The sequence below is a fragment of the bacterium genome (genome assembly GCA_022616075.1).
Taxonomy (GTDB): Bacteria; Acidobacteriota; HRBIN11; order JAKEFK01; family JAKEFK01; genus JAKEFK01.
The window spans coordinates 1-21,726 of record JAKEFK010000249.1; the positions used below are offsets into that span (position 1 = coordinate 1).

The 21,726-nt window shown below is 48.6% G+C and carries 17 protein-coding genes; 7 read left to right on the top strand and 10 right to left on the bottom strand.

Translation table 11 applies throughout. The features are described 5' to 3' along the window. The 5 genes from groL to L0156_20740 form a co-directional block, all read left to right on the top strand. A partial coding sequence (gene groL / locus L0156_20720) for a chaperonin GroEL (GenBank protein ID MCI0605415.1) occupies positions 1–1,263 on the top strand: 1,263 nt, incomplete at its 5' end. A gap of 147 nt (positions 1,264–1,410) precedes the next feature. Then, positions 1,411–3,687 carry an ATP-dependent Clp protease ATP-binding subunit gene (locus L0156_20725; protein ID MCI0605416.1) on the top strand — a complete coding sequence of 759 codons (2,277 nt, stop codon included), beginning with the start codon at positions 1,411–1,413 and terminating at the stop codon, positions 3,685–3,687. Positions 3,688–3,792: 105 nt separating this feature from the next. Beyond that, entirely contained in the window at positions 3,793–4,536 is a 744-nt protein-coding gene (locus tag L0156_20730) for a class I SAM-dependent methyltransferase (protein ID MCI0605417.1), read from the top strand. Positions 4,537–4,597: 61 nt separating this feature from the next. Next, complete coding sequence (locus L0156_20735; protein ID MCI0605418.1) at positions 4,598–5,689, top strand: glycosyltransferase family 4 protein; 1,092 nt, start codon at positions 4,598–4,600, stop codon at positions 5,687–5,689. After that, positions 5,689–6,345 carry a hypothetical protein gene (locus tag L0156_20740; GenBank protein ID MCI0605419.1) on the top strand — a complete coding sequence of 219 codons (657 nt, stop codon included), beginning with the start codon at positions 5,689–5,691 and terminating at the stop codon, positions 6,343–6,345. The genes L0156_20735 and L0156_20740 overlap by 1 nt, the downstream gene beginning before the upstream one ends. A 2-nt stretch (positions 6,346–6,347) precedes the next feature. On the opposite strand, the gene L0156_20745 is transcribed toward L0156_20740, so the two are convergent. From L0156_20745 to L0156_20790, 10 genes are all read right to left on the bottom strand, one after another. After that, complete coding sequence (locus L0156_20745; GenBank protein ID MCI0605420.1) at positions 6,348–7,493, bottom strand: DUF2911 domain-containing protein; 1,146 nt, start codon at positions 7,491–7,493, stop codon at positions 6,348–6,350. 111 nt (positions 7,494–7,604) lie between these two features. After that, positions 7,605–8,918 carry a UDP-glucose/GDP-mannose dehydrogenase family protein gene (locus tag L0156_20750; GenBank protein MCI0605421.1) on the bottom strand — a complete coding sequence of 438 codons (1,314 nt, stop codon included), beginning with the start codon at positions 8,916–8,918 and terminating at the stop codon, positions 7,605–7,607. A gap of 29 nt (positions 8,919–8,947) precedes the next feature. Further along, positions 8,948–10,375 (bottom strand): undecaprenyl-phosphate glucose phosphotransferase, encoded by a 1,428-nt coding sequence (locus tag L0156_20755; GenBank protein ID MCI0605422.1) that lies wholly within the window; start codon positions 10,373–10,375, stop codon positions 8,948–8,950. Further along, the gene (locus tag L0156_20760) at positions 10,356–11,468 is read right to left on the bottom strand and encodes a glycosyltransferase (protein MCI0605423.1); all 1,113 of its coding nucleotides are present in this window, start codon (positions 11,466–11,468) and stop codon (positions 10,356–10,358) included. Before L0156_20760 ends, L0156_20755 begins: the two co-directional genes overlap by 20 nt. A gap of 73 nt (positions 11,469–11,541) precedes the next feature. Then, the gene (locus L0156_20765; protein MCI0605424.1) at positions 11,542–12,600 is read right to left on the bottom strand and encodes a glycosyltransferase family 4 protein; all 1,059 of its coding nucleotides are present in this window, start codon (positions 12,598–12,600) and stop codon (positions 11,542–11,544) included. Positions 12,601–12,700: 100 nt separating this feature from the next. Then, the gene (locus L0156_20770; protein MCI0605425.1) at positions 12,701–13,477 is read right to left on the bottom strand and encodes a glycosyltransferase family 2 protein; all 777 of its coding nucleotides are present in this window, start codon (positions 13,475–13,477) and stop codon (positions 12,701–12,703) included. Continuing rightward, positions 13,461–14,561: a glycosyltransferase family 4 protein gene (locus tag L0156_20775; protein MCI0605426.1), complete on the bottom strand. Its 1,101-nt coding sequence runs from the start codon at positions 14,559–14,561 to the stop codon at positions 13,461–13,463. Before L0156_20775 ends, L0156_20770 begins: the two co-directional genes overlap by 17 nt. Before the next feature lie 3 nt (positions 14,562–14,564). After that, positions 14,565–16,724, bottom strand: a complete 2,160-nt coding sequence (locus L0156_20780) for a methyl-accepting chemotaxis protein (GenBank protein ID MCI0605427.1) — start codon at positions 16,722–16,724, stop codon at positions 14,565–14,567. A gap of 19 nt (positions 16,725–16,743) precedes the next feature. Next, positions 16,744–17,646: an ABC transporter substrate-binding protein gene (locus L0156_20785; protein MCI0605428.1), complete on the bottom strand. Its 903-nt coding sequence runs from the start codon at positions 17,644–17,646 to the stop codon at positions 16,744–16,746. 172 nt (positions 17,647–17,818) lie between these two features. Then, a complete protein-coding gene (locus L0156_20790; GenBank protein MCI0605429.1) occupies positions 17,819–18,628 on the bottom strand; it encodes an ABC transporter permease in 810 nt (269 codons plus the stop codon). A gap of 145 nt (positions 18,629–18,773) precedes the next feature. Here L0156_20790 and pilB point away from each other — a divergent pair, with 145 nt between their 5' ends. Together pilB and L0156_20800 are read left to right on the top strand one after the other, a co-directional pair. After that, positions 18,774–20,507, top strand: coding sequence for a type IV-A pilus assembly ATPase PilB (gene pilB, locus L0156_20795; GenBank protein MCI0605430.1), 1,734 nt, complete (start codon positions 18,774–18,776; stop codon positions 20,505–20,507). Positions 20,508–20,603: 96 nt separating this feature from the next. Next, positions 20,604–21,725 carry a type IV pilus twitching motility protein PilT gene (locus L0156_20800; protein ID MCI0605431.1) on the top strand — a complete coding sequence of 374 codons (1,122 nt, stop codon included), beginning with the start codon at positions 20,604–20,606 and terminating at the stop codon, positions 21,723–21,725. The last annotated feature ends 1 nt before the right edge of the window (position 21,726 follow it).

A 21,726-nucleotide genomic window follows, 5' to 3' on the forward strand; every position in this document is an offset into this window, starting at 1 on the left:
ACCGTTGTCGAAGAATTGAAAAAACTTTCGACTCCTGTGTCCGGCAGCAAAGACATCGAAGATGTCGGCACAATTTCGGCTAATAACGACCGGGAAGTTGGAAAACTGATTGCGCAAGCGATGGAAAAAGTGGGAAAGGATGGAGTGATCACCGTAGAAGAAGGAAAAGCGCAGGACACTCGCCTGGATCTGGTGGAAGGAATGCGATTCGATCGCGGTTATCTTTCTCCTTACTTCATCACGGATCCGGATCGCATGGAAGTTGTTTTGGAAGATCCCTATATCCTGATCTACGAGAAGAAGATTTCGGCAATCCACGATCTTCTGCCGATTTTGCAGAAGGTTGCTCAGTCGGGTCGTCCCATGCTGATCATCTGCGAAGATGTCGAAGGCGAAGCGCTTGCCACTCTCGTGGTCAACAAACTGCGCGGCACGTTGAAAACTTCAGCTGTAAAGGCTCCCGGATACGGAGACCGCCGCAAAGCAATGCTGGAAGACATTGCCGTTCTGACGGGCGGGCGAATGATTTCCGAAGATATCGGTTTCAAGCTGGAGAACCTGGCACTAAAGGATCTCGGCCAGGCGAAAAGAGTTGTGATTGACAAAGAGAATACGACGATCGTGGAAGGCCTGGGATCGAAAAAGGACATCCAGGGACGCATTGCGGCAATTCGCAGGCAAGTTGAAGATACCAAATCCGATTACGATCGCGAAAAACTGCAGGAACGTTTGGCAAAACTGACAGGTGGAGTGGCGGTCATTAAAGTTGGTGCGGCAACAGAAACGGAAATGAAAGAACGGAAGGCGCGGATCGAGGATGCGATGCATGCCACGAAAGCTGCCGTGGAAGAAGGGATCGTTCCCGGCGGTGGAGTTGCCTATATACGGTGCCAGAAGGTTCTGGAAAATTTGAAGTTGGACGGCGACCAGCAAATCGGGCGGAACATCGTTTTACGCGCATTGGAAGAACCACTCCGCATGATTACAGCGAATGCAGGCTGGGAGGCTTCTGTCGTTGTCAACGATGTTCGCAATGGCGACAGGAATTATGGTTTCAATGCCGAAACGGAAACTTATGAAGATCTGCTAAAAGCGGGAGTGATCGATCCGACCAAAGTGTCCCGTGTTGCGCTGCAGCATGCAGCTTCGATTGCCGGATTGCTGATCACAACCGAAGCCGCTGTCGCGGAAGCTCCTGAAAAGAAGAAAAAAGAAATGCCGGGAGGCGGCGGTCACGGAATGGAAGATTACGGCGATTATTAAATCACACGTAAATTTGACAGGGGCGCGACTGAATCGCGCCCTTTTTTTTTGCGAGCACGAGCACGAGCAAGATCATGAGCACGAGAAGTTGTTGAAAGAAATTACCCCTTTTGCTATATTTCACTGTGGGAAGGTCCCAAGTGTTGAATGCGCGAGCTTGATTTTGGTGATTATAACGATAAGCTCAGTAAGTCAGGACGCGAGGTGCTCGCGCTGGCGATAGAAGAGTCACGCCGTAGAGATCAAAATTATCTTGCCGCCGAACATCTTTTCCTCGCTCTCGTAAAGATCGAGCGAAAACTATTCGAAGATATGGTGCGAGACCTTCGTCTCAATCCCGAAGATATTACCAAAGATATCAGCCAGCATTTGGATTTAAGCAAACAGTATGTCGGCAAAGGCCTGAAAATCACCTTCAGTATGAAGTCAATTTTCCGGCTGGCCTGGATCAATACATTTCAATGCGGTAGATCGAAGATTGAATCGTTTGATCTGCTCTGCGCGATCTTTCAAGAAGGAAATAACATTCCAGTAGAGATTTTCCGCCTGTACGGTATCGAGCCGGAGCACGTTGTTCGCAGAATCAGCGAACGGGTAAAGAACCGGGAGCTGCAGGAAAAAGAGTTAAAGCGGAAATTTGATCTGCCCCGTCATCTGAAACATTTCACAACCAACCTGAACTATCTGGCCCGCCAGGGAAAACTTCCGCCAATCATCGGAAGGGAAATGGAAATCAACCGAGTGATCGAGATCCTAAGTCACGTTGACCGGCCGAATTCAGTGATGCTACTGGGAGAACCTGGTGTTGGCAAAAGCGCGGTCGCGGAAGGTCTGGCGCAGCGTCTGGAATTCGAGGGACACTTGATGCCGGACCGTCTTCGGGGTTGCCAGGTCTTGCAATTGCACCTGAACATGTTGATTGCGGGAACAATGTTCCGCGGAATGTTTGAAGACCGGATTGAAAATATCATTTCAGAATTGAAAGAGCGTCATGATTTGATCCTTTTCGTGGATGAAGCGCACACTTTAATCGGCGCGGGGGCAGCTCTGGGAGCGCCCGCGGATGCGGCCAATATCTTCAAATCTTCACTGGCTCGCGGAGAAATCCGGATCATCGGGGCGACCACGACAACCGAATACCGCCAGTATTTCCAGGAAGACGAAGCGCTGGCTCGCAGATTCCGAATTGTAAAAATTCAGGAACCTTCGCTGGAAGAAACGCGCCAGATTATAGAAGGATTAATTCCGAGGTTTGAAAGCAATTACACAGTCAGGATCTCCGAAGAAGCGATCGAAGTCGCCCTGCAAATGGCCTCCCGTTACAATCGTTCGCTCCATCTTCCGGACAAAGTGATCGGGTGGTTGGACACGGCAGCGGTAAAAGTTCAGATCCGGAATGAACAGAAAATTGTTCGCCGGGAAGACGTTGTCTCCGTGATTGCTGAGGAATCGGAAATTCCGCAGGATCTTGTCGTGCGGGATGTGTCGGACCGCTTTGAAGATCTTGAGGAAAGATTGTCGCACCGTGTGGTGGGTCAAACGGAAGCGATCCAGAAGCTCGTAAAGCGACTGCGACTCAACAAAGGACCGTTGAAGGAGAATTTCTATCGCCCCGATGGAGTATTTCTATTCCTGGGTCCAACCGGTGTCGGCAAGACAGAGCTTGCAAAAGCGCTTGCAGAGTGTTTGTTTGGCGATGAACATAAAATGGTTCGCATCGACCTTTCCGAGTATCAGGATGGCGGTGTTTCCATTGAGAAACTGATCGGTATGCCCCGCGGTATCGTCGGTTCAGAGCGCGGCGGAATTCTCACAACGCAGATTCGCGATAATCCTTATACAGTGGTCTTGCTCGATGAAATGGAGAAAGCGCACCCGCATTTGCAATCTCTATTTTTGCAGGTATTTGACGAAGGTTGGCTAACTGACGGTCGCGGGAAAAAAGTGTACTTCAGTGATGCAATCGTCATCATGACATCGAACATCGGTTCCCATCTTTTCAAGAGCGCTCTTCAGCCGCTTGGCTATCTCAACGATCGTGAAAATGTGAACGTCATCAAGCGGGAAGTCATGAAAGAAATGGAGAAAGGCTTCTCTCCTGAGTTCAGAAACCGGATCGATGAGATCATCGTATTCGCGCCGCTAACCCGCGAGCAGGTTCGTTTGATTGCTGAAAAATACCTGACGAATCTCGAAAGGACTTTGCGTGAAGCCGGAAAGAATTTGATCGTTACGCCGGAAGCGCTGGATACAATTGTTTCGCAGGGATACAACTATGCATACGGCGCTCGCTTTCTGAAACGGAGCATAGACGAAAAGATCAAGATTCCATTGACAACGCAGTGGAATGAATCCGATTCGTTTCTTGCTGAGGTCCTGGACGAAAAGGTTACGGTACGTCCATTTATTCCGGAACTAACCTGACCACTCTGCCCTTCTAGAAATTAACCGCCAAGGCGCCAAGTCCGCCAGGGAAGGGCACTTACTTGAACTTGGCGCTCCTGGCGTCTTGGCGGTTAAAATAATCTGATGTTGCCTGATTCGGAGAAAGAGTATCTTCTTCAGTTCCACTCCATCTTTCGCAATCCTCCCGAAGCGGAACAGTACCTGTACGATTCCTGGATCCGGATGCAGGTTGTGCTCGACTGGATGAAGTTTTTGCAGCAAAAAGGGGTCCAAAAAGTTCTTGAGCTTGGCTCGAATCCTTACTTCCTGACGCTTCTTTTAAAAAGGCATTTTGATTTTCAGCTATCTCTCGCAAATTTTTTCAGCGACTCCAGCCTGCAGTCACGGGAAAAGCAAACCATCGACAATGGCAAGGAAAGACATGAGATGGAATACTCTCATTTCAATGTGGAAAAGGATGCTTTCCCTTATGAAGAGAATTCCTTTGACTGCGTGATTTTCTGCGAGATTCTCGAACATCTATTGCTGAACCCCGATTTTACTCTGGCAGAAATCCGCAGAATCTTGAAACCTTCCGGATATGTGGTCGTCAGCACGCCAAACGCGGCGCGTTTGAGCAACCTGGTTACACTGGCGCGCGGGAAAAACATCTATGCAGATTATTCCCCGCATGGAATTTACGGCAGACACAATCGCGAATATACTTTCAGCGAAGTCGTTGAACTCTTAACACGTCATTCATTTGAAATCGTGAAGTCTGAGGTAAGAAATATTTATCCACATCCGTTGAAAACACGGATCCTGCAAAAACTAAGACCGCAGACCTGGTATGAACACATTTTTGTGCTGGGGGAAAAAGGGGAGTAACGGAGATCACGATCACGATTAAGATCAAGATTGCGATCACGATCAAGATCCACGATTATTGATGAATATCTGTATTGATATGAGGCCGGCTCTCTCGCATCCCACGGGAGTAGGTGCTTATTTACAGAATCTCGTTCAAGCGTTGTCCGAAATCGATCAACAGAATGAGTATCATCTCTTTTCAAGTTCCTGGAAAGAACGTTACCGGCCGGTTCATTATCCGCCGCACTTCAAGATTCAAGATCGCCGGTGGCCGGTGCGGCTGCTCAACTTTGGCTGGAACCATCTTTCCTTTCCTTCAATAGAATTTGTTCTGGGAACGCCGGTGCAAGTGGTACACTCTCCGACTCCACTTGTAATTCCTTCGCGGCGTGCCAGGAGAGTGACAACAGTACACGACCTTTATTTCTACACACATCCTGAGCAGACCGTGCGAGAAATGAAAGAAGATTATCCCAGGATGATAAAGAAACATTGCTTGAGGAGCGATGCGGTTATCGCTGTGTCGGATCACACAAAAAGAGCGCTGGTCGAAGTGTTGGGAATCCCATCCTCTCGAATCTACACGATCAAGCATGGTATCGATTCTTTCTTTTTGGATAGGGTCCCTGTCGCGCAGACGAACGAGGTTCTGGAAAGATTAGCCATTCGGGGACCATATCTTCTATTTGTGGGAACTCAGGAACCACGAAAAAATCTTTCCCTGCTGGTTCGTGCTTACCGGAATCTTAATGTGGACGTTTCGCTGGTGATTGCGGGATCACATGGATGGGGCATGGAATCGACAGATTTTCCAAAGGGGGTTTTGCTGACGGGATACCTTCCGAAAAATGATCTTCGCGCGGTTTATCAAAGAGCGGCGGCAGTCGTCTTTCCTTCCATCGAAGAAGGTTTCGGGCTTCCGTTGTTGGAAGGAATGGCTTCGGAGGTTCCGGTGATTGCTTCCCGCATTTCTGCTTTTCAGGAAGTCTGCAACGACTCCTGTTTGTATTTTGATCCCAATAGTGAAGAAGAATTGATTGAACAAATCCGGTTGGTCCTGCACGGGAATGGTCTTCGCGAAAATCTAATTGCAAAAGGCAGAGAGCGCGTCAAAAAATTTTCCTGGAAAGATGCGGCCCGGAAAACACTCGATCTCTATCTGAGTTTGTAATGCAGCGTCCGCGGCAACTCGTCACGATTTCGGTGATTGCGCTGGTTTTAGGTGGAGTGAGTCTCGTGATGTCCATTACCGGATTGGGGCAATGGGCATCCGGAAACTTTACGGGTGGAGCTGTTCCGACTTATGCTGACGATGAGTTGATGAAATTGCAGCAACGAATGGTTTCAGAAATTGCTGCCGCAATGGCTCCCTGGCGAGTGTTCCAGATCCCAATTCTCATCATTCTTCTGCTCAGTTCCGCCTTTTTAGTTTTTGGAGGCGTTCAGACGCTTGGCGTTCGTGAAATCGGACGCAAAATCCTGCTGGTCCTGTTCTGCTTTCTCATTCCGTTTGACATTGTGCGCTCCGTTATCAATACCATGGTAGGTCACAAAATGTCCGACATCATGATTCACCATATGGTAAAGTTCGCTGGCGCCGGGCAAACCCGGCCGGCGCCAAACCTCGAATCCTGGATCACCGGAGCATCACAGGTAGGTCTGTATGCCAGTCTCGCGTTCGGCGTGCTTTGGAGTGCCGCAAAAATAACTTTCTACGTTATTGGACTCAAATACTTTCGCAGGCCTGACATTGTGCGTCTCTTCAACAACAAGAGCATCACGCCCGCACCACCACCATTGCCGCCCGCAAACAAACGCTGGGACTAAACCTAATTCACGTCTTTGCCCTGTTCGAGCGTTTTGATCATGTTCTCCAGATTCTTGCGGTTTAGATCATCCGGAGCCTGAGCGAGCGCAATCTTTGCATGCTTTAACGCTTCTTTGTAGTTTCCTTTTGCGGAATGCGCCCGCATTAAACCGACTTCCGTTGGCCATACATTCGGGAATTTCTTCGCGTTCATTTCAAAGATCTTGATTGCTTCCTGTGTCTTCTTTAGTTGTTGTAACCCACGCGCGTACGAATGGATTTCAACAGGGCCCGCGGTGCGATGGCTCAATGCTTTGTCGATTGATTTTTGTGCTTCGGCAGTCTGCCCGTTCGCTTCCTGAAGTTGACCGAGCGTCATCAGTGTCGTAAAGTTTTCCTGGCCGATAAAAGGAAAGCTAACTGCGTTTTGCGCCCACTGGAGTCCTTTATCAAGGTGTTTCTTGCTTTGCAGTGTGTACTGCGCAGCCGAATCCCAATTTTGCCACGTGAAGCCGGCTGAATCTCTCAGTTCCTCTTCAATCTTTGCAACGTAAAGAGCATCGATGTTTTCAACAGTGATCTTAAAGGGAACTTGAAGGTCTTCCCATTTCAGAGCAACCGTGGCATGATCGGTTTCCCGGTCCACAAAATCGTAGGTTAACCACTCATGGTATTCGCTCTTTTCCGGCTTGGCCTTGACTCTGAGCGCATCTTCTTTTGCATCGTAGGTGAAACTTCCCCAGGAAGTGTAATTCTTTGAAAAAATGATCGTCCATTCTTGCTCGCCAGGAAGGAAATGCAAACCATAGGAACCGGCTGGAAGCGCTTGGTCCTGAATTTTGACTGTATGAGAAGTTTTAAAAACCGTATTCTCATTCGCGCCTCCGCGCCACGGGCATTGGTCGCCGCAAGTTCCAAAACCCAAATTTACCATTCCCCACGGAACGAGCGTTCCCCAGATTTTTCCACGCCGGTCAGATCCATCGGGCGCATGAACGTTGGGACTGCTGTAGTCGATCGTAATCGAAACAGGTCCAATGGACTGGGTTACTATCGAGCGTTGATTGTCTCCGCTGGGCGGCACTGTGATTCCACCGAACTGTGCATGAACGGAGCCCGAATAGCAAAGGAGCAATACCGTCACAAACAAAATAAAATAACGTCTCATGTATTTCCCTCCTACGTACCAATATTTCACGGGAATTTAGAAAGAAGGGCCAGTGATCCGTTCTGAAAGGGATGGTCCTGGTTCTGGAAAGGCCTAAAATGGGAACGGAGTTTAGCCGTTGTGTGAATTTACAGAACGGCCAATGCCGAAGTAGTGGAACCCCAACTTTCTGTTTTTCTCGAAATTATAGAGATTGCGGCCATCGAAGATATAAGGTTGCTTCATCAACTGGCAGATTTTCTCAAGATTCAGTAACTTAAATTCGCGCCATTCAGTTAACACCACCAACCCATCGGCTGCTTTGGCCGCATCATAGGCGTTGCGGGCGTAATAAATCCTTTTGCCGAAAATGCTTTTTGCATTTTCCATCGCGGCAGGATCATAAGCGCGCACTTTTCCTTTTCTCTCAAGAATCTGCTGGATGACTTCAATCGATTTTGCATCGCGCATATCATCCGTGTCCGGCTTGAATGAAAGACCAAGGATAGCAAGAGTTTTTCCTTTAACGTCACCTAGAACCTTTTCCATCTTGTCTACAAACTGATTGCTCCTTTCCCTGTTGATATCCACGACGGCTTTCAAAAGACGGAAATCATAGCCAAAACGGCCGGAAGTTTGAATCAAAGAGTCCACATCTTTTGGAAAACAGGAGCCACCGTATCCGAGTCCCGGTTGTAGATGATGCCTGCCGATACGATGATCGTATCCCATACCGTTAATGACCTGAGAAACATCGGCTCCCGTGCGTTCGCACAAATCGGCAATCGCATTTGCAAATGAGATTTTCATCGCAAGAAAAGCATTGGATGCATATTTGATGAGCTCGGCACTTTCCACATCGGTAATCAACATGGGACAGCCGAGTGAAGAGTAGAGTTCCAGTAGAATCATAGCAACTTGCCGGTTCGGCGCTCCGATGACAATACGGTCCGGCTGAAGTGTGTCATGAATCGCCGAACCCTCACGCAGAAATTCAGGATTCGAAACAACGTCAAACTTAACGTCATCTTTCTTGACACGGTCGATGATGTTTCGTACAAGGTTGCCGGTCCCCACTGGAACGGTGCTTTTGTTCACGATGACTTTGTACCGGTCGATCGCAAGTCCTATTCCTTCCGCAACTTTCTCCACCTGGGATAGATCGGTCTCGCCATTTTCTTTGGGCGGCGTGCCCACAGCAATAAAAAGAACATCCGACTTTCTAACCGATTCCGCAAGATCGGTGGTGAAGGAAAGACGTCCTTCATCCAGGTTCCTGCGTACCATTTCTTCCAACCCCGGTTCGTAAATGGGAATCTTTCCATGGGAGAGATTGCGAATTCTGGTCTTGATCCTATCAACGCAGATGACGTCGTTTCCCATGTCAGCAAAAACTGACCCGGTGACCAGTCCGACGTACCCTGTTCCGATGACCGAAATATTCACTTATGTTCTCCTTGTTTCGGGATGGTGTTCTATAAATCGCTGTGGGAAAAACCCCGCACCAGAGTCAGCCACATAATTTTTAGATCCAGTGCCAGGGACCAGTTTTCAATATAGTACAGATCATGTTCAATTCGTTTCTCAATGCTGGTGTTGCCGCGCCAGCCATTGACCTGAGCCCAGCCTGTAATTCCGGAACGCACTTTATGGCGAAGCATGTATTGCGGAATTTGCTCTTTGAAATAGTGAACGAAGAACGGCCGTTCGGGACGCGGGCCAACAAGACTCATATCTCCCTTTAAAACGTTCCAGAACTGCGGCCATTCATCAATATAGAACTTCCGGAGAAATCTTCCACCTGAAGTGATTCTAGGATCATTTTTCTGAGACATAACGGGACCGGTCTCCGATTCGGCGTCCACTGCCATCGTGCGAAACTTGTACATCACAAAAAATTTTCCGTCCAGGCCCATTCTTTCCTGGTTAAAAAAGATCGGCCCGGCTGAACGCAGCTTCACGAGCAGCATGATCAATGGGAACAATGCAGCAGTTACCAGTAATCCGGCGCCTGAAAACAAGATATCCATGATCCGCTTGAAAAAAGAATTCAATCCTCGCAGAGGCAGATCGCTGAGGTTGATGATGGGAACGCCGTCCAGATCCTCAATGCCTGCGCGAATAGCGACATATTCCAGGATGTCCGGAACAATTTTGATGTCGACCATTTCATTCCGGGTGGAATGCAGAATCTGCATCATCGTGTCGTGCGCTTTCAACGGCAGCGCCAGGATCAGGCAATCGATCTTCAGTTGATCGACCATCACAGAGACTTCGGGGCATTTTCCGATAACGGGATAGCCGGCAACCACGGTCTTGTTCGGATCATCATCGATGAATCCCATAACGTCATAGCCGAGTTCTTCATGGTCCCGAATTTTTCTTGCCACAGTCTCACCAAGGTTGCCTGCCCCTGCGATCAACACTTTCTTGATGTTGTAACCGCGACGGCGCATCTCTTCCAGGACGCGGCGAATTGTGCCGCGGGCGAACAGAATCCCCACAATATCCAACACCATGAAATACAGGAACAGCACGCGGGCAGGTTCCAAAGCCGGTTCCCCTTCCAGTCCGCGCTGATGATAAACACGATAGTAAAGTAGTATTCCCCAGACGATCGCCGTCGAGATTCCGACGGAAGCGGTCACTGAAAAGAATTCGTCGATGTAGGATCGCGCGCGCCGTACCTGGTATAACCCGTGGAAATAAAAGATGACCGGCCAAACAACCAGCAACAGGGGCAATGCGTTCAAGTACTGTTGAAAAGGAGGAATGCCGTAACGAACCGGTATGATATCCGCAAAGAAACGAAGGTAATACGCGAGCAAGAATGCGGCCGTCGTCGCGAGGAGATCACCGCACAGATAAACCAGTTGGAGTACGTTACTTTTTCTGGAAACCATTTTTTGAAGGAGCTTTTTCCGGAATCAGCCTCTGAAATTCATCCTTGAATCGCGCGGGGGAAAAGCGCAGGGCCGTCTCGCGCATAAGCGGTTTATTAAAGCGTATCGACTCAGTCTTGTCAACTGCCGCTTGGAGAGAAGAGACACTTAACTCATTGAAAAATATACCGGTTTCCTGATCTAGAACCGTTTCCATAGCACCCCCACGCGCCAGAGCCACAACCGGGCAATGACACGCAAGAGCTTCCACTACATTGATGCCGAAATCCTCTTCGCCAGGCTGGATCAGAGCCGCGGCTTTTCTGTAAAGCTCCCTGAGCTCATGGGCTTCGATGCGGCCAAGAAACTGGATATTCTGTTGCGCCATTCCTTTCAGTTTTTTGAACTCCGGGCCTATTCCAACGATAACCAGAGATCGTCCGCTGCGATTGAAAGCTTCGACCGCAATTTCGATTCTTTTGTACGGAACGAGCGCTGAAACGATCAGATTAAAAGCACCGCGATCCGACCCGTCAGGAGTATAGAAAAGCACGTCCACAGGTGGATAAATCACGCGCGATTCCCGCCCGTAAAATTTGCGAATTCTATCGGCAACGGTTTTGGAATTTGCTACGAATTGGTCGACCCGCTGGTTGCTGGAAACATCCCACTCGCATAAATAATCTCTCACCGCCGGCAGCGTCATCCGTTTTAGTAAACCCACCCGATGGTCGCCAAAGTAGTCGTCATAATGGCTCCAGATATAGCGCATCGGCGTATGGCAATAGCAAATATGGAATGCCGAAGGAGCCGGTATAACGCCTTTTGCAACGCAATGACTGCTGCTGATGATCAGATCGTAATTTTGAAGCTGCAACCGTTCGATCGCTTTCGGAAAGAGAGGAAGGTAATTCCTGTAATGATTTTTCACAAAGGGAGCATGCTGCAAAAATGATGTGCGAATCGCGTGAGATTCGATTTTAGACGAAACGGATCCACGATTATGAACGAGCGTGAAAATGGGAGCTGCCGGAAACAAATCGCAAAAGGCCTCCAGCACTTTTTCGCCACCGCGCATGCCGGTGAGCCAATCGTGAATGATAGCAACTCTCATCTTTTTTAACAGAAGATCGCAAAGATCGCGAAGAAAAAAATTTAATATCTTTGCGTGCTTTGCGTTCTTCTGTTCAAATTCTGTTCCACTCTTCTAAAAGTCTCCGGGGGGATTCGTCGGTTGCAAACTTCTTAGCCTGCTGTAAACCCGAATTTCTCAAAGCGTTCCTTCTTTCGCCATCCGATAACAATAGTTGTATTTTTGACAGAAGCTCTTCTGCGTTCCCCCGCTCGAAGAATTCTGCTGCGCTACCGAGAACTTCTTTCATCGCCGGGGCGTCCGAACTGAGGACGCAACAACCGGACGCCATGGCTTCCAGTGGCGGATAACCGAATCCTTCATAAAGAGAAGGAAACACAAAAAGAAGAGCCTGTGCATATAGTTTTCGCAAAAACTTTGCATCCGCAAATCCAAGTAGCCTCACGTTTGGTGTGCTCAGAATCCTGGCTGACAACTCATGATCCATTTGATGCCCCTGACCCACAAGCACAAGCGGCGGGAGGTTTGCGCGCCTGCTGTAAGCTTGGATGAGTGTCTCGATTCCTTTGTGCTTCTTAAAATTGCCGACATACAAAAGGAAATCCGCGGGGATTCCCAGATGATTGAGATCGATCGCAGGAGGAGGTTGGAACCACTCTTGCGGAAGGCGGTTATAGATTATCCTTATCTTCTCTGCGATTCCGGGAAACCATTGCAGCAAATCTTTACGAGTCGTTTCGGAAACAGCAATGATCCTTCTGGCTTTCTGAGCTGCCTGTTTCATCACATACTTTGCCGCCTGCACCTTCCAGCCGGGAAAGTACTCCGGAAACTTCAGGTGAATCACGTCGTGAATCGTCACGATGGAAGGACAATCCACCATCAAAGGCAAGGTGTAATGCGGCGAATGGAACAGTTGCACTCCATTCGCTTTGGCTTTTCGCGCAAGAGAAAAATGCTCCCAGACGGAATATTTTCCGGATGGTTCTTCAATCCAGCGAAAGGAAGGACGAACATCTATCGTATTAGAAGGGTCATAGTAGAAAATGAATTCGTGGCCCTGCGCGAGGGACGCGGCAGGCAGAACAACATTTCGAATATGAGTGCCGATGCCGTAATCCGCAATTTTCCGCACATCAATTCCGATTCTCAAGTATTTCTCCTGCGTAGGGGCTGCGCATTCGCGTTTTGTGCGAATGCTCAGCCCGGCATGCAACGGGCGCAGCATTTGCCAAAACGCAAATGCGGCGCCCCTACAAAAAGCGCAAATAAAGTTTCAGCAGCGCGTTCTGGAACCAGCCATGATGTTTCGCATAGTAATAGCGCTGGCTTTTGCGATACTCCCGATCGGAGCGCTCACTTTCCTGCCGGACGCTTCTATTCCGTTTATGAAGAATCGTTGCTGAAGGCACATAGACGATAAGCAATCCCAGATCGCGCACACGCTTGCATAGATCGACATCCTCTTCGTACAGAAAAAACTTTTCATCAAAACCTCCGATCTCATCGTATAGTTTTTTGGAGATCAGCAGCGCGCATCCACTGACGTAGTCCGGAGAAAATTGTCCCTTCTGTCGAATCCAGCTCTGGACCTGTTCGGTTTTTTCCTGTTGCATTCGTTTTCTCTGCTTGAATTCATTGCGAATAGACAGAAACGGTCCGAATGATAATTGTACGCTTCCATCTTCATTGATCACCCTGGGGCCGGCCACGGCAGCCTGCTTCATTGCGTCCATCAGCGGAGGAATGCAGTTTTCGATCCATACGCAATCCGGATTCACAAAAAACAGATACGGTGTCGAAGCTTTTTCAGCAGCCTTGTTATTGGCTGTTGCAAATCCATAATTTGCCGGAAACCGCAGGTAGATGGCGCCCGGCAGTCGTTCAGAAAGATCTTCGTGGGAGTTATTATCGGCTACGATCCATTCCCATTGTCCCGGAGGAAGATGTTTTTGCATGGATTGATGAAGAGCAAGAACCTCATCCGGCGAATTGTAATACACGGTAATAACGCTAACTTCCGGCGGCAATGAGCTGCTCCCAGTCTTGCGCAATCGATTTTGCGCTGTCCGACCAACGGCTCCTCTCGACCTGCGCCAGGCCGGACTCGATCAGTTGTTCACGAAGTTGGTCATCCATCAAACACGCGCGCAGACATTCTGCTACAGATCCTGCAGTGATCGAAGGGACAAACAACGCCGAATACTGATAAATCTCATCCATGGCAGGAGTCCGAGAAACGATGACCGGAATTCCATAGGACATTGCTTCCAGAGGTGGAATTCCAAAACCCTCATAGGTAGACAGGTAAACAAAAACATCGGCCATCCGGTAATAATCTTCTACAATTTTTGTGGAAGCATATTCCAGAAGAATGACACGCGATTCAACTGAGAATTTACGCGCGATTTCCATCAAATCCTGATGCGGAAACGTTCTATTTTCTCCAATCACAACCAGTTTTACATCGGAATCCAGCTTCGTCAGAGCCTGGATGAGTACAGGCAGATGCCTTCGTTGAAAGATCGAACCAACATACAAAACCATCCTTGCCGATCCATACCCGTAGGATTCACGAAGGATCCGCCGCGTTTCAGGGTCCGTTTTTTTTTGGCGCACACCGATTGGAATGAGAAGTAACTTCTTTGATGAAATTCCAAATCGCTGCATGATTTCTTCCCGAACGTGACCCGACAGAACATAGATCCTCCGGGCTTTGTGAACCGCGTAACGGGTACTGATTTTCCGAACCCACCGCTCGCGCGGGCTAAACCATTCGGGATGATTGTAATAGGAGAGATCATGAACGGCTGCGGTTTGAATCCCGGAAAAGAAAGGAACACAGTTTGCAGTTGGAGTAAAAAATAATTGAATATTTCTTCTTCGAATTTCCGGTCCAAGAATCGTGTGCAGCCAGGCAAGATTTCTTTTCTTTGAAGGAAGAAGAACCGCCTCCACGCGAGCCGGAATCGAATCCGCGGGAATCTCATTTTTAAAAAACAGCTGGATTTTGAAATCCGGCGGCAGATCTATTTCTTGCAGGATATTGGATAAGTAATTTCCAACTCCCGTGGGCTTCCCTTCGAGTTCTCTTCCATCGATTCCGATAAGCAAAAACTACACCTTGAAAATGCTGATCTCTTGTTTGAGAATGCCTGCTTGCTCCATCAAAAGCGAAAGCGCGCGTTCCATATCAGCCACACTGTTCAGATTCCTGTGACTGCTTTCGCGGAAGAAGTCGACGATTTTCACGATTTGTTCGCTCCCTTTCGCTTGCTCGGAAGTGGCTTTCATGATGTGAGCTACCATCTCCGTAACATGCTCCATCGCCTCCGTGATTTGCTTGCTTCCTTTCGCCTGTTCCACTGTTGCCCGATTCACGAAGACCGTCATTTCCCGCATATTTTCCACTGCTGAAATGATTTGTTCACTTCCCGCCTTCTGTTCGGTAGTCGCTTTGTTGATCTGCATCATCATTTCGCGCACCTGCTCTATCGCCTGATTGATCGAACGAATTCCTTTCGATTGTTCCCCGGTCGCCTTGGCAATCTCGCGAGACATATCCGAAGAACTCCGTGCGGACTCAAGAATCTTCTTTAGATTCTCGTTGGCCCTTCTGGAAAGTCCGACCCCTTCTTCCACAATTTGGGATCCGCTCACCATTGTTTGAACAGCATTGGCAACGTCATGCTGAACAGTTTTGATCAGAGTATCGATTTCCTTTGTGGAAGAAGCAGTTCTTTCCGCCAGCTCCCGTATTTCTTCGGCAACCACTGCGAAACCTTTGCCATGCTCACCCGCCTGCGCAGCAATGATCGCAGCGTTCAAAGCCAGAAGGTTCGTTTGCTCCGCAATGTCATCGATGACGTTTAAGATCTTGCCGATCTCTTCAGAGCTGCTCCCAAGTTTTGCTATGACTTCCCCCGCTCCATGAACACTGGAACGGGCTCTTTCCATTCCCCCCATTGTACTTTCCACCGACTTCATTCCCATTTCAGCATTGGCCGTGACCTGTTCACTCAATTCCTGGGAGCTGGCAGCATTTTTTTCCACCTGGCGGATCGAACCTTCCATTTGTTTGATGGAGGCGGCCGTATCGGTAATCAAAGTGGCTAGAAGCTCAACGCTGTGATCCACCTGTTGTATGGAGGAAACCATTTCTGTGATGGATGAAGCCGTTTCGTCTACCGAACTGGAAAGAGATTTGATATGGCCGCTGACCTCATCGATGCTGGAAGCCATCTCGACAATGGACGAAGAAGTTTGCTCTGCTGATGAAGACAAATTTTCGACATTCTCCGCAACTCCTTTGAGCGAAGTGTTCATTTGCGATATCGCGGAGGAAACTTCCTCAAGTGAAGAAACCTGCGATTTGCTTGCCTGCATAACAGCAACGGTACTATCCTGTATCTGTTCGCGGCCTTGATCCACTCGCACATAAGCATCTCTGACGCGCCGGATCATTCTTGCGAGGTTATCGGCCATGACGTTAAAGGATTGTGCAAGCATACCCAGCTCATCTTTTCCAGCAGCCGGCACATGCTGATTTAAATCTCCGCGCGCAAGTACCGAAGCCGCTTCTGCCACCTGAGCAACAGAAGTCGTGGTTGACGTACTTAGAAAATACGCCACGGCGAGTCCAAACAGCGCAACCACGCCGATGGTAGCCAGAAATACAAGTCTCAGCTGGGTGATCGCCTCATCCATCGTGGTGGGCAGAACGGCCATTCGCACAACCCCGATTAACCTCACCTCCTTTTGCGGCGACGTTTCACCCAGAGCGCTCAAATCAAGGGAGCTGAATTCGCCGACTCTACCGGCCATGGAGACAACCGGAGCATAGAAATCATAGAGTTGTTTTCCATCGGCTCCCGTAATCGAATCCCCCTGTTTGCGTAATAAAGTTCGATACTGTTCGATGTTAAAGTTTTCGTATTGCGGTGGTCTGCGCCGCGGATCGCTTTGAGCGCGGTATTTCCCATCGCTCGTTTGAATAATTCTGCCTGCTGCATCCACAAACTCAACATATTCGATGCCTTCTTCTGTTTCAATGATCCTGCGCAAAATCGGTTCTAATTCATCCGCCAATCCCAGACTGACCTGGTAAGCATGAGATTCCGCGAGGCGTCTGACGATTACTTCTCCCCTATGGACAAGTTCCTCCCGCAAATACCTCCGCGCTAGATAAAGCATCGTAATCCCCATTCCCAGGATCAGCAGAAGTAAAAACGCTACGAATAATCGAATTTTGAAACGCAAGCTTCGGTTACGAAACATAAACTAAGTGTTCAAAGTGTTACTTATAGATTTTAGCGGCGATCTCTTGCAGATTCTGGGGAATCGTCAAACCCAACAGTTCCGCCGCCTTAAGATTGATAATGACTCTTGGCTTTTGAAGTTCCTGCATCGGCACTTTCGAAGTAGGAGCGCCTTTAAGGATTTTATTCGCCATCTCACCGGCAATCCGTCCTGTCTCCACTGTATCCACCGAGTACGAAAAAATAGCGCCCGAGCGAACATATCGATCGCTCGGCCCGACACACGGCAATTTATTTTCCAGTGATTTCGAGCCAATGTATTTAATTACTTCTTCCGAATTTAGAGATGGATCCGGTGGAATCCAAAGCGCGTCCACGCGTCCAATGAGGTCGGTCATGGCTTTTTGTAAATCGAGATTCGAGCTGATTGGAGATGTAATGAGCTCCAGATTTGCATCTTCAGCTGCTTTACTCGCGATGGAGATAAGGGGATCATTCAAATCCTTCGTGTAGATTGTTCCGACCCGACTGATTCTGCGATTGAGCGATTTGAGAACCGCGAATTGTTCCCGGACCGGAACAGAAAGCGCCACTCCAGTCGCCTGTTCTTTTTTGAATCCTCGTCTTTCCGGGTCTGCTACGAAAGCAAAAACCAGTGGAATTGCCGGGAAGTTCTCATAAATGAGAGCTGCAGCTTGAGTGCCTATCGCAAAGACTACATTGAAATTGCCGGCCCGTATCGAATTGAGGAGTTCGTCTCTATTGGATAGATCTTCCAGCAGGTTGAATTCTTTACTGTTTTGAAAGCAGATACTGGTAAATCCGTTTCTTGCTTCATCGAATGCAACAACACCGGCAGTTTTTACAATCGCCACATCAGCGCACGCAACTCTTGCACTGACCAGAATCACCGCGATCAGAAACTGCTTAACACGATTCATGAAAGTGATTTTTTTCGCAAATTCTTTAACCGCCAAGACGCTAAGTCGCCAAGATTTTTGATAAGAAATTTTTTTCTTGGCGGCCTTGGCGCCTTGGCGGTTCAAATTGCGACGGCAAGATTGTATAACCTGCGTGTTTTTACTGTCAATCGCCGGGGTTGAATCGGCGCCGTTACCACTCACGAAAAGGATCAAATCTATCACGCAAAGAATCCCCCACCAGATTGAAAGACAACACGGAAATAAAAATCGCCAGCCCCGGAAATATCGTTAAATACGGCGCATCCATTAAGTGGTTCTTTGCGTCACTTAACATGTTCCCCCAGCTCGGTTCCGGAGGCTGCACCCCCAGACCGAGAAAACTCAAGGAAGATTCCGCCAGGATCATTCCGGCAAAACTAAAACTGACCTGCACAAACAATGTCGGCAGCATGTTGGGAAAAATATGATGAAGCCAGAGGCGCTTAGAAGTCGCGCCCAGGCTCCTGGAGGCATGAACAAATTCAAGCTCCCGGAATTTGAGAACCAGCGCTCGGGATAGTCTCGCGTATGGAATCCAGCCAATCACAATTAAGGCCAGTATTACATTCTGTAAGCTCGGTCCGAGCACAGCCATTAAAGCAATCGCAAGCAACAACCCCGGAAAGGCAAGCAGAATATCCGCCAACCGCATGATGCTTTCATCGATCAGAGGACCGCTCCATCCCGCAACCGATCCAAGGAGGACTCCGGTTACAAACGAAATTGTTACAACAATCAGTGATACAAGAAAGGAGATTCGCCCACCGTGCAACAGCCGTAAGAATACGTCGCGACCAAGTTCATCGGTCCCGAACCAGTGCGCACTCGATGGGGGCAGCAAACGCTTTCCCAGATCGATCGTCTCATAAGACTCAGGCCCAAGAATTGGAGCCAGCACGATCGCAAGGAGAAGGACTAACAGGATTGAAACGCATGCGCGAAGGGCCGTTTGTGAGCTCAAAACTTACTCATTATAAACGCCCGCGTACTGTCACAAATGTTGACAATCCGCTCGACGTTCCGTTACAATCTTTTTTGATTCCCAGAGGCAATCAGGGTTGTTCAGCCAAGACTGTCAACTTTGGGTATAAGGCTATTAGAATTACATGCCATTAAAGCTTGGTGAACTTCTAGTTCGTAACAAGCTCATCACAAAAGAGCAACTCGATAAAGCCCTTCAAATCCAGAAGACAAGCGGCAATAAGCTTGGTTATGACCTCGTAAAGCTTGGTTTCGTCACCGATGAGGATATTGCCCAGTGTCTAAGCCGGCAGTTTGGTATTCCTGCCATCAACCTGTCCCATTTTGAAATCGATCAGGCTGTGCTGGATCTGGTTCCCGTGGAGATTTGCCGGAAATACGACCTGATACCGGTGAACCGAACCGGTGCGGTTTTAACTGTTTCGATGGCGGATCCGACCAACATCCGGGCGATGGATGAAATCAATTTTATCTGCGGTTACCAGGTCGAACCTGTGGTGGCCTCCGATTTCGCCATCCGGGAGGCGATCGATAAGTATTATGGTTCGGCTCACGCTCTGGAGCTCAAACAAGTGATGGAACAGGCGATGGCGGAAAAAGCCGTTGCCGGAGAGAGCGGCGATGTGGAAGTTCTGGAATCAGCCGAAGAACTGGACCTCGCCTTGTTGGAAAAACAGGCAGAAGATGCGCCTGTTGTGAAACTTGTCAATAAGGTGATGTACGATGCGCTCAATCAGGGCGCAAGCGACATCCACATTGAGCCATACGAAAAAGAGTTCCGTGTCCGGTACCGAATTGATGGCGTGTTGTACGTCAAAGTGAATCCGCCATTGAAACTGCGAGATGCCATTACGTCTCGCGTCAAGATTATGGCGAAACTTGATATTGCGGAAAAGCGCTTACCGCAAGACGGCCGCATCAAGATTAAAACAAAACACCTGGGCAAGATTAAAGAGCTTGATTTCCGCGTTTCTGTTCTTCCAACTTTGTTTGGAGAAAAGATTGTGTTGCGGCTTCTGGACAAAGAGAACCTGAAGCTGGACATGACCAAGCTCGGATTGGAACCGGAATCCTTACGAACGTTCGAAAAAGCAATTTTAAAACCTTATGGAATGATCCTTGTCACAGGCCCCACAGGCAGCGGAAAAACAAATACCTTGTATTCCGCGATGTCGAGGATTAATACACCCGAAACGAACATAATAACGGCGGAAGATCCGGTGGAATTCAATATTCCCGGAATCAACCAGGTTCAGATGAAAGAACAAATTGGATTGAATTTCGCTGCGGCCCTCCGGTCCTTTTTGCGACAGGACCCGAACATCATCCTCGTCGGTGAGGTGCGAGACTTTGAAACAGCTGAAATTGCGATTAAGGCGGCATTGACAGGCCACCTCGTTCTCAGCACGCTGCATACAAACGATGCACCCAGCACGATCAACCGTTTGATGAATATGGGAATTGAACCGTTCCTCGTTGCATCCTCGGTGCTTTTGATCGCTGCTCAGCGTTTGATCCGGAAAATTTGCCCGGAATGCAAAGAGGAATACCGCGTACCACTCGAAGCGTTGGTAGATATTGGCTTCAAGGAAGAAGAAGCTCAAAAGGTTACAATATACAAAGGCAGAGGTTGTCAGCTATGCGGCAACACGGGATACAAAGGCAGGTTTGGACTTTTTGAAGTGATGGAAGTCAGTGACAGCATTCGGGAATTAGTTCTGGTGGGAGCCTCCGCGATGGAAATCAGGCGAAAAGCCATCGAAGAAGGGATGATCACACTTCGTTCCAGCGGGATAGAAAAACTTAGACTGGGTCAGACGACAATCGAAGAAGTCTTACGGGAATCGATAGCTAATTAATTCAGTGCCAAAGTTATGAGAATGAGCAATGAGGAACTTTAACAGGACTCATGACTCATCGCTCATTACATTGGCACTTTGTAAGCAGGAGAATTTATGGCAGTAACACTCCATCAGCTTTTAAAGCAAATGATCGAGATGGGAGGAACCGATCTTCACGTCACAACGCATTCGGCTCCTCAAGTGCGAATTGACGGAGCTCTCCGTCCGCTAACAGAATATCCTCCCCTCACACCAGTGGATACAAAACGGTTGGCATACAGCGTGTTGACGGATGCGCAAAAACACCGTTTTGAAGAGAATTTAGAGTTGGATTTTTCGTTTGGAATGAAAGGACTGGCACGGTTTCGCGCAAACGTTTTCAGCCAGCGGGGCGCTGTTGCTGCTGCTTACCGAAGAATTCCTTATGAGATTCTGTCCTTCCGTGAATTGGGTTTGCCACCGATCGTAGAAAAACTGTGCGAGAAACCGCGTGGACTTGTTCTGGTAACAGGTCCTACAGGCAGCGGTAAATCTACAACTCTCGCCGCCATGCTGGATAAGATCAATAAGGAGAGGCGAGATCATATCGTAACGATTGAGGATCCGATCGAATATCTGCATCAGCATCAAAGCTGCATCGTGAATCAGCGCGAGTTGCATGCCGATACGCACTCTTTTGCAAATGCGCTACGTTCTGTCTTGCGTGAAGATCCCGATGTCGTTCTGATCGGAGAAATGCGAGATCTGGAAACAATTGAATCCGCTTTGCGCATTGCAGAAACAGGACACCTTACGTTTGCGACCTTGCATACAAATTCTGCAAGCCAAACCATCAACCGTATCATTGATGTGTTTCCGGCGCACCAGCAATCGCAAGTACGCGCTCAACTGTCTTTGATCCTGGAAGGAATTCTCTGCCAATCTCTGTTACCGCGCGCCAGTGGAAAAGGTCGCGTGCTGGCCTTAGAGGTTTTGATTCCGAATGCCGCGATCCGAAACCTGATCCGAGAAGACAAAGTGCATCAAATCTATTCGACGATGCAATCGGGCCAATTAAAGTTTGGAATGCAAACATTCAACCAATCGCTTGCTACCCTTTATTTCAGAAAAGAGATTACACTGGATTTAGCTCTAAGCCGGTCCTCTTATCCGGAAGAGTTACAGGAAATGATCAATCGAGGCGCGGGAATCGTAACTCAACAAGTTTCGGGTGCAAGCCGGTCGAAAGCTCAATGAG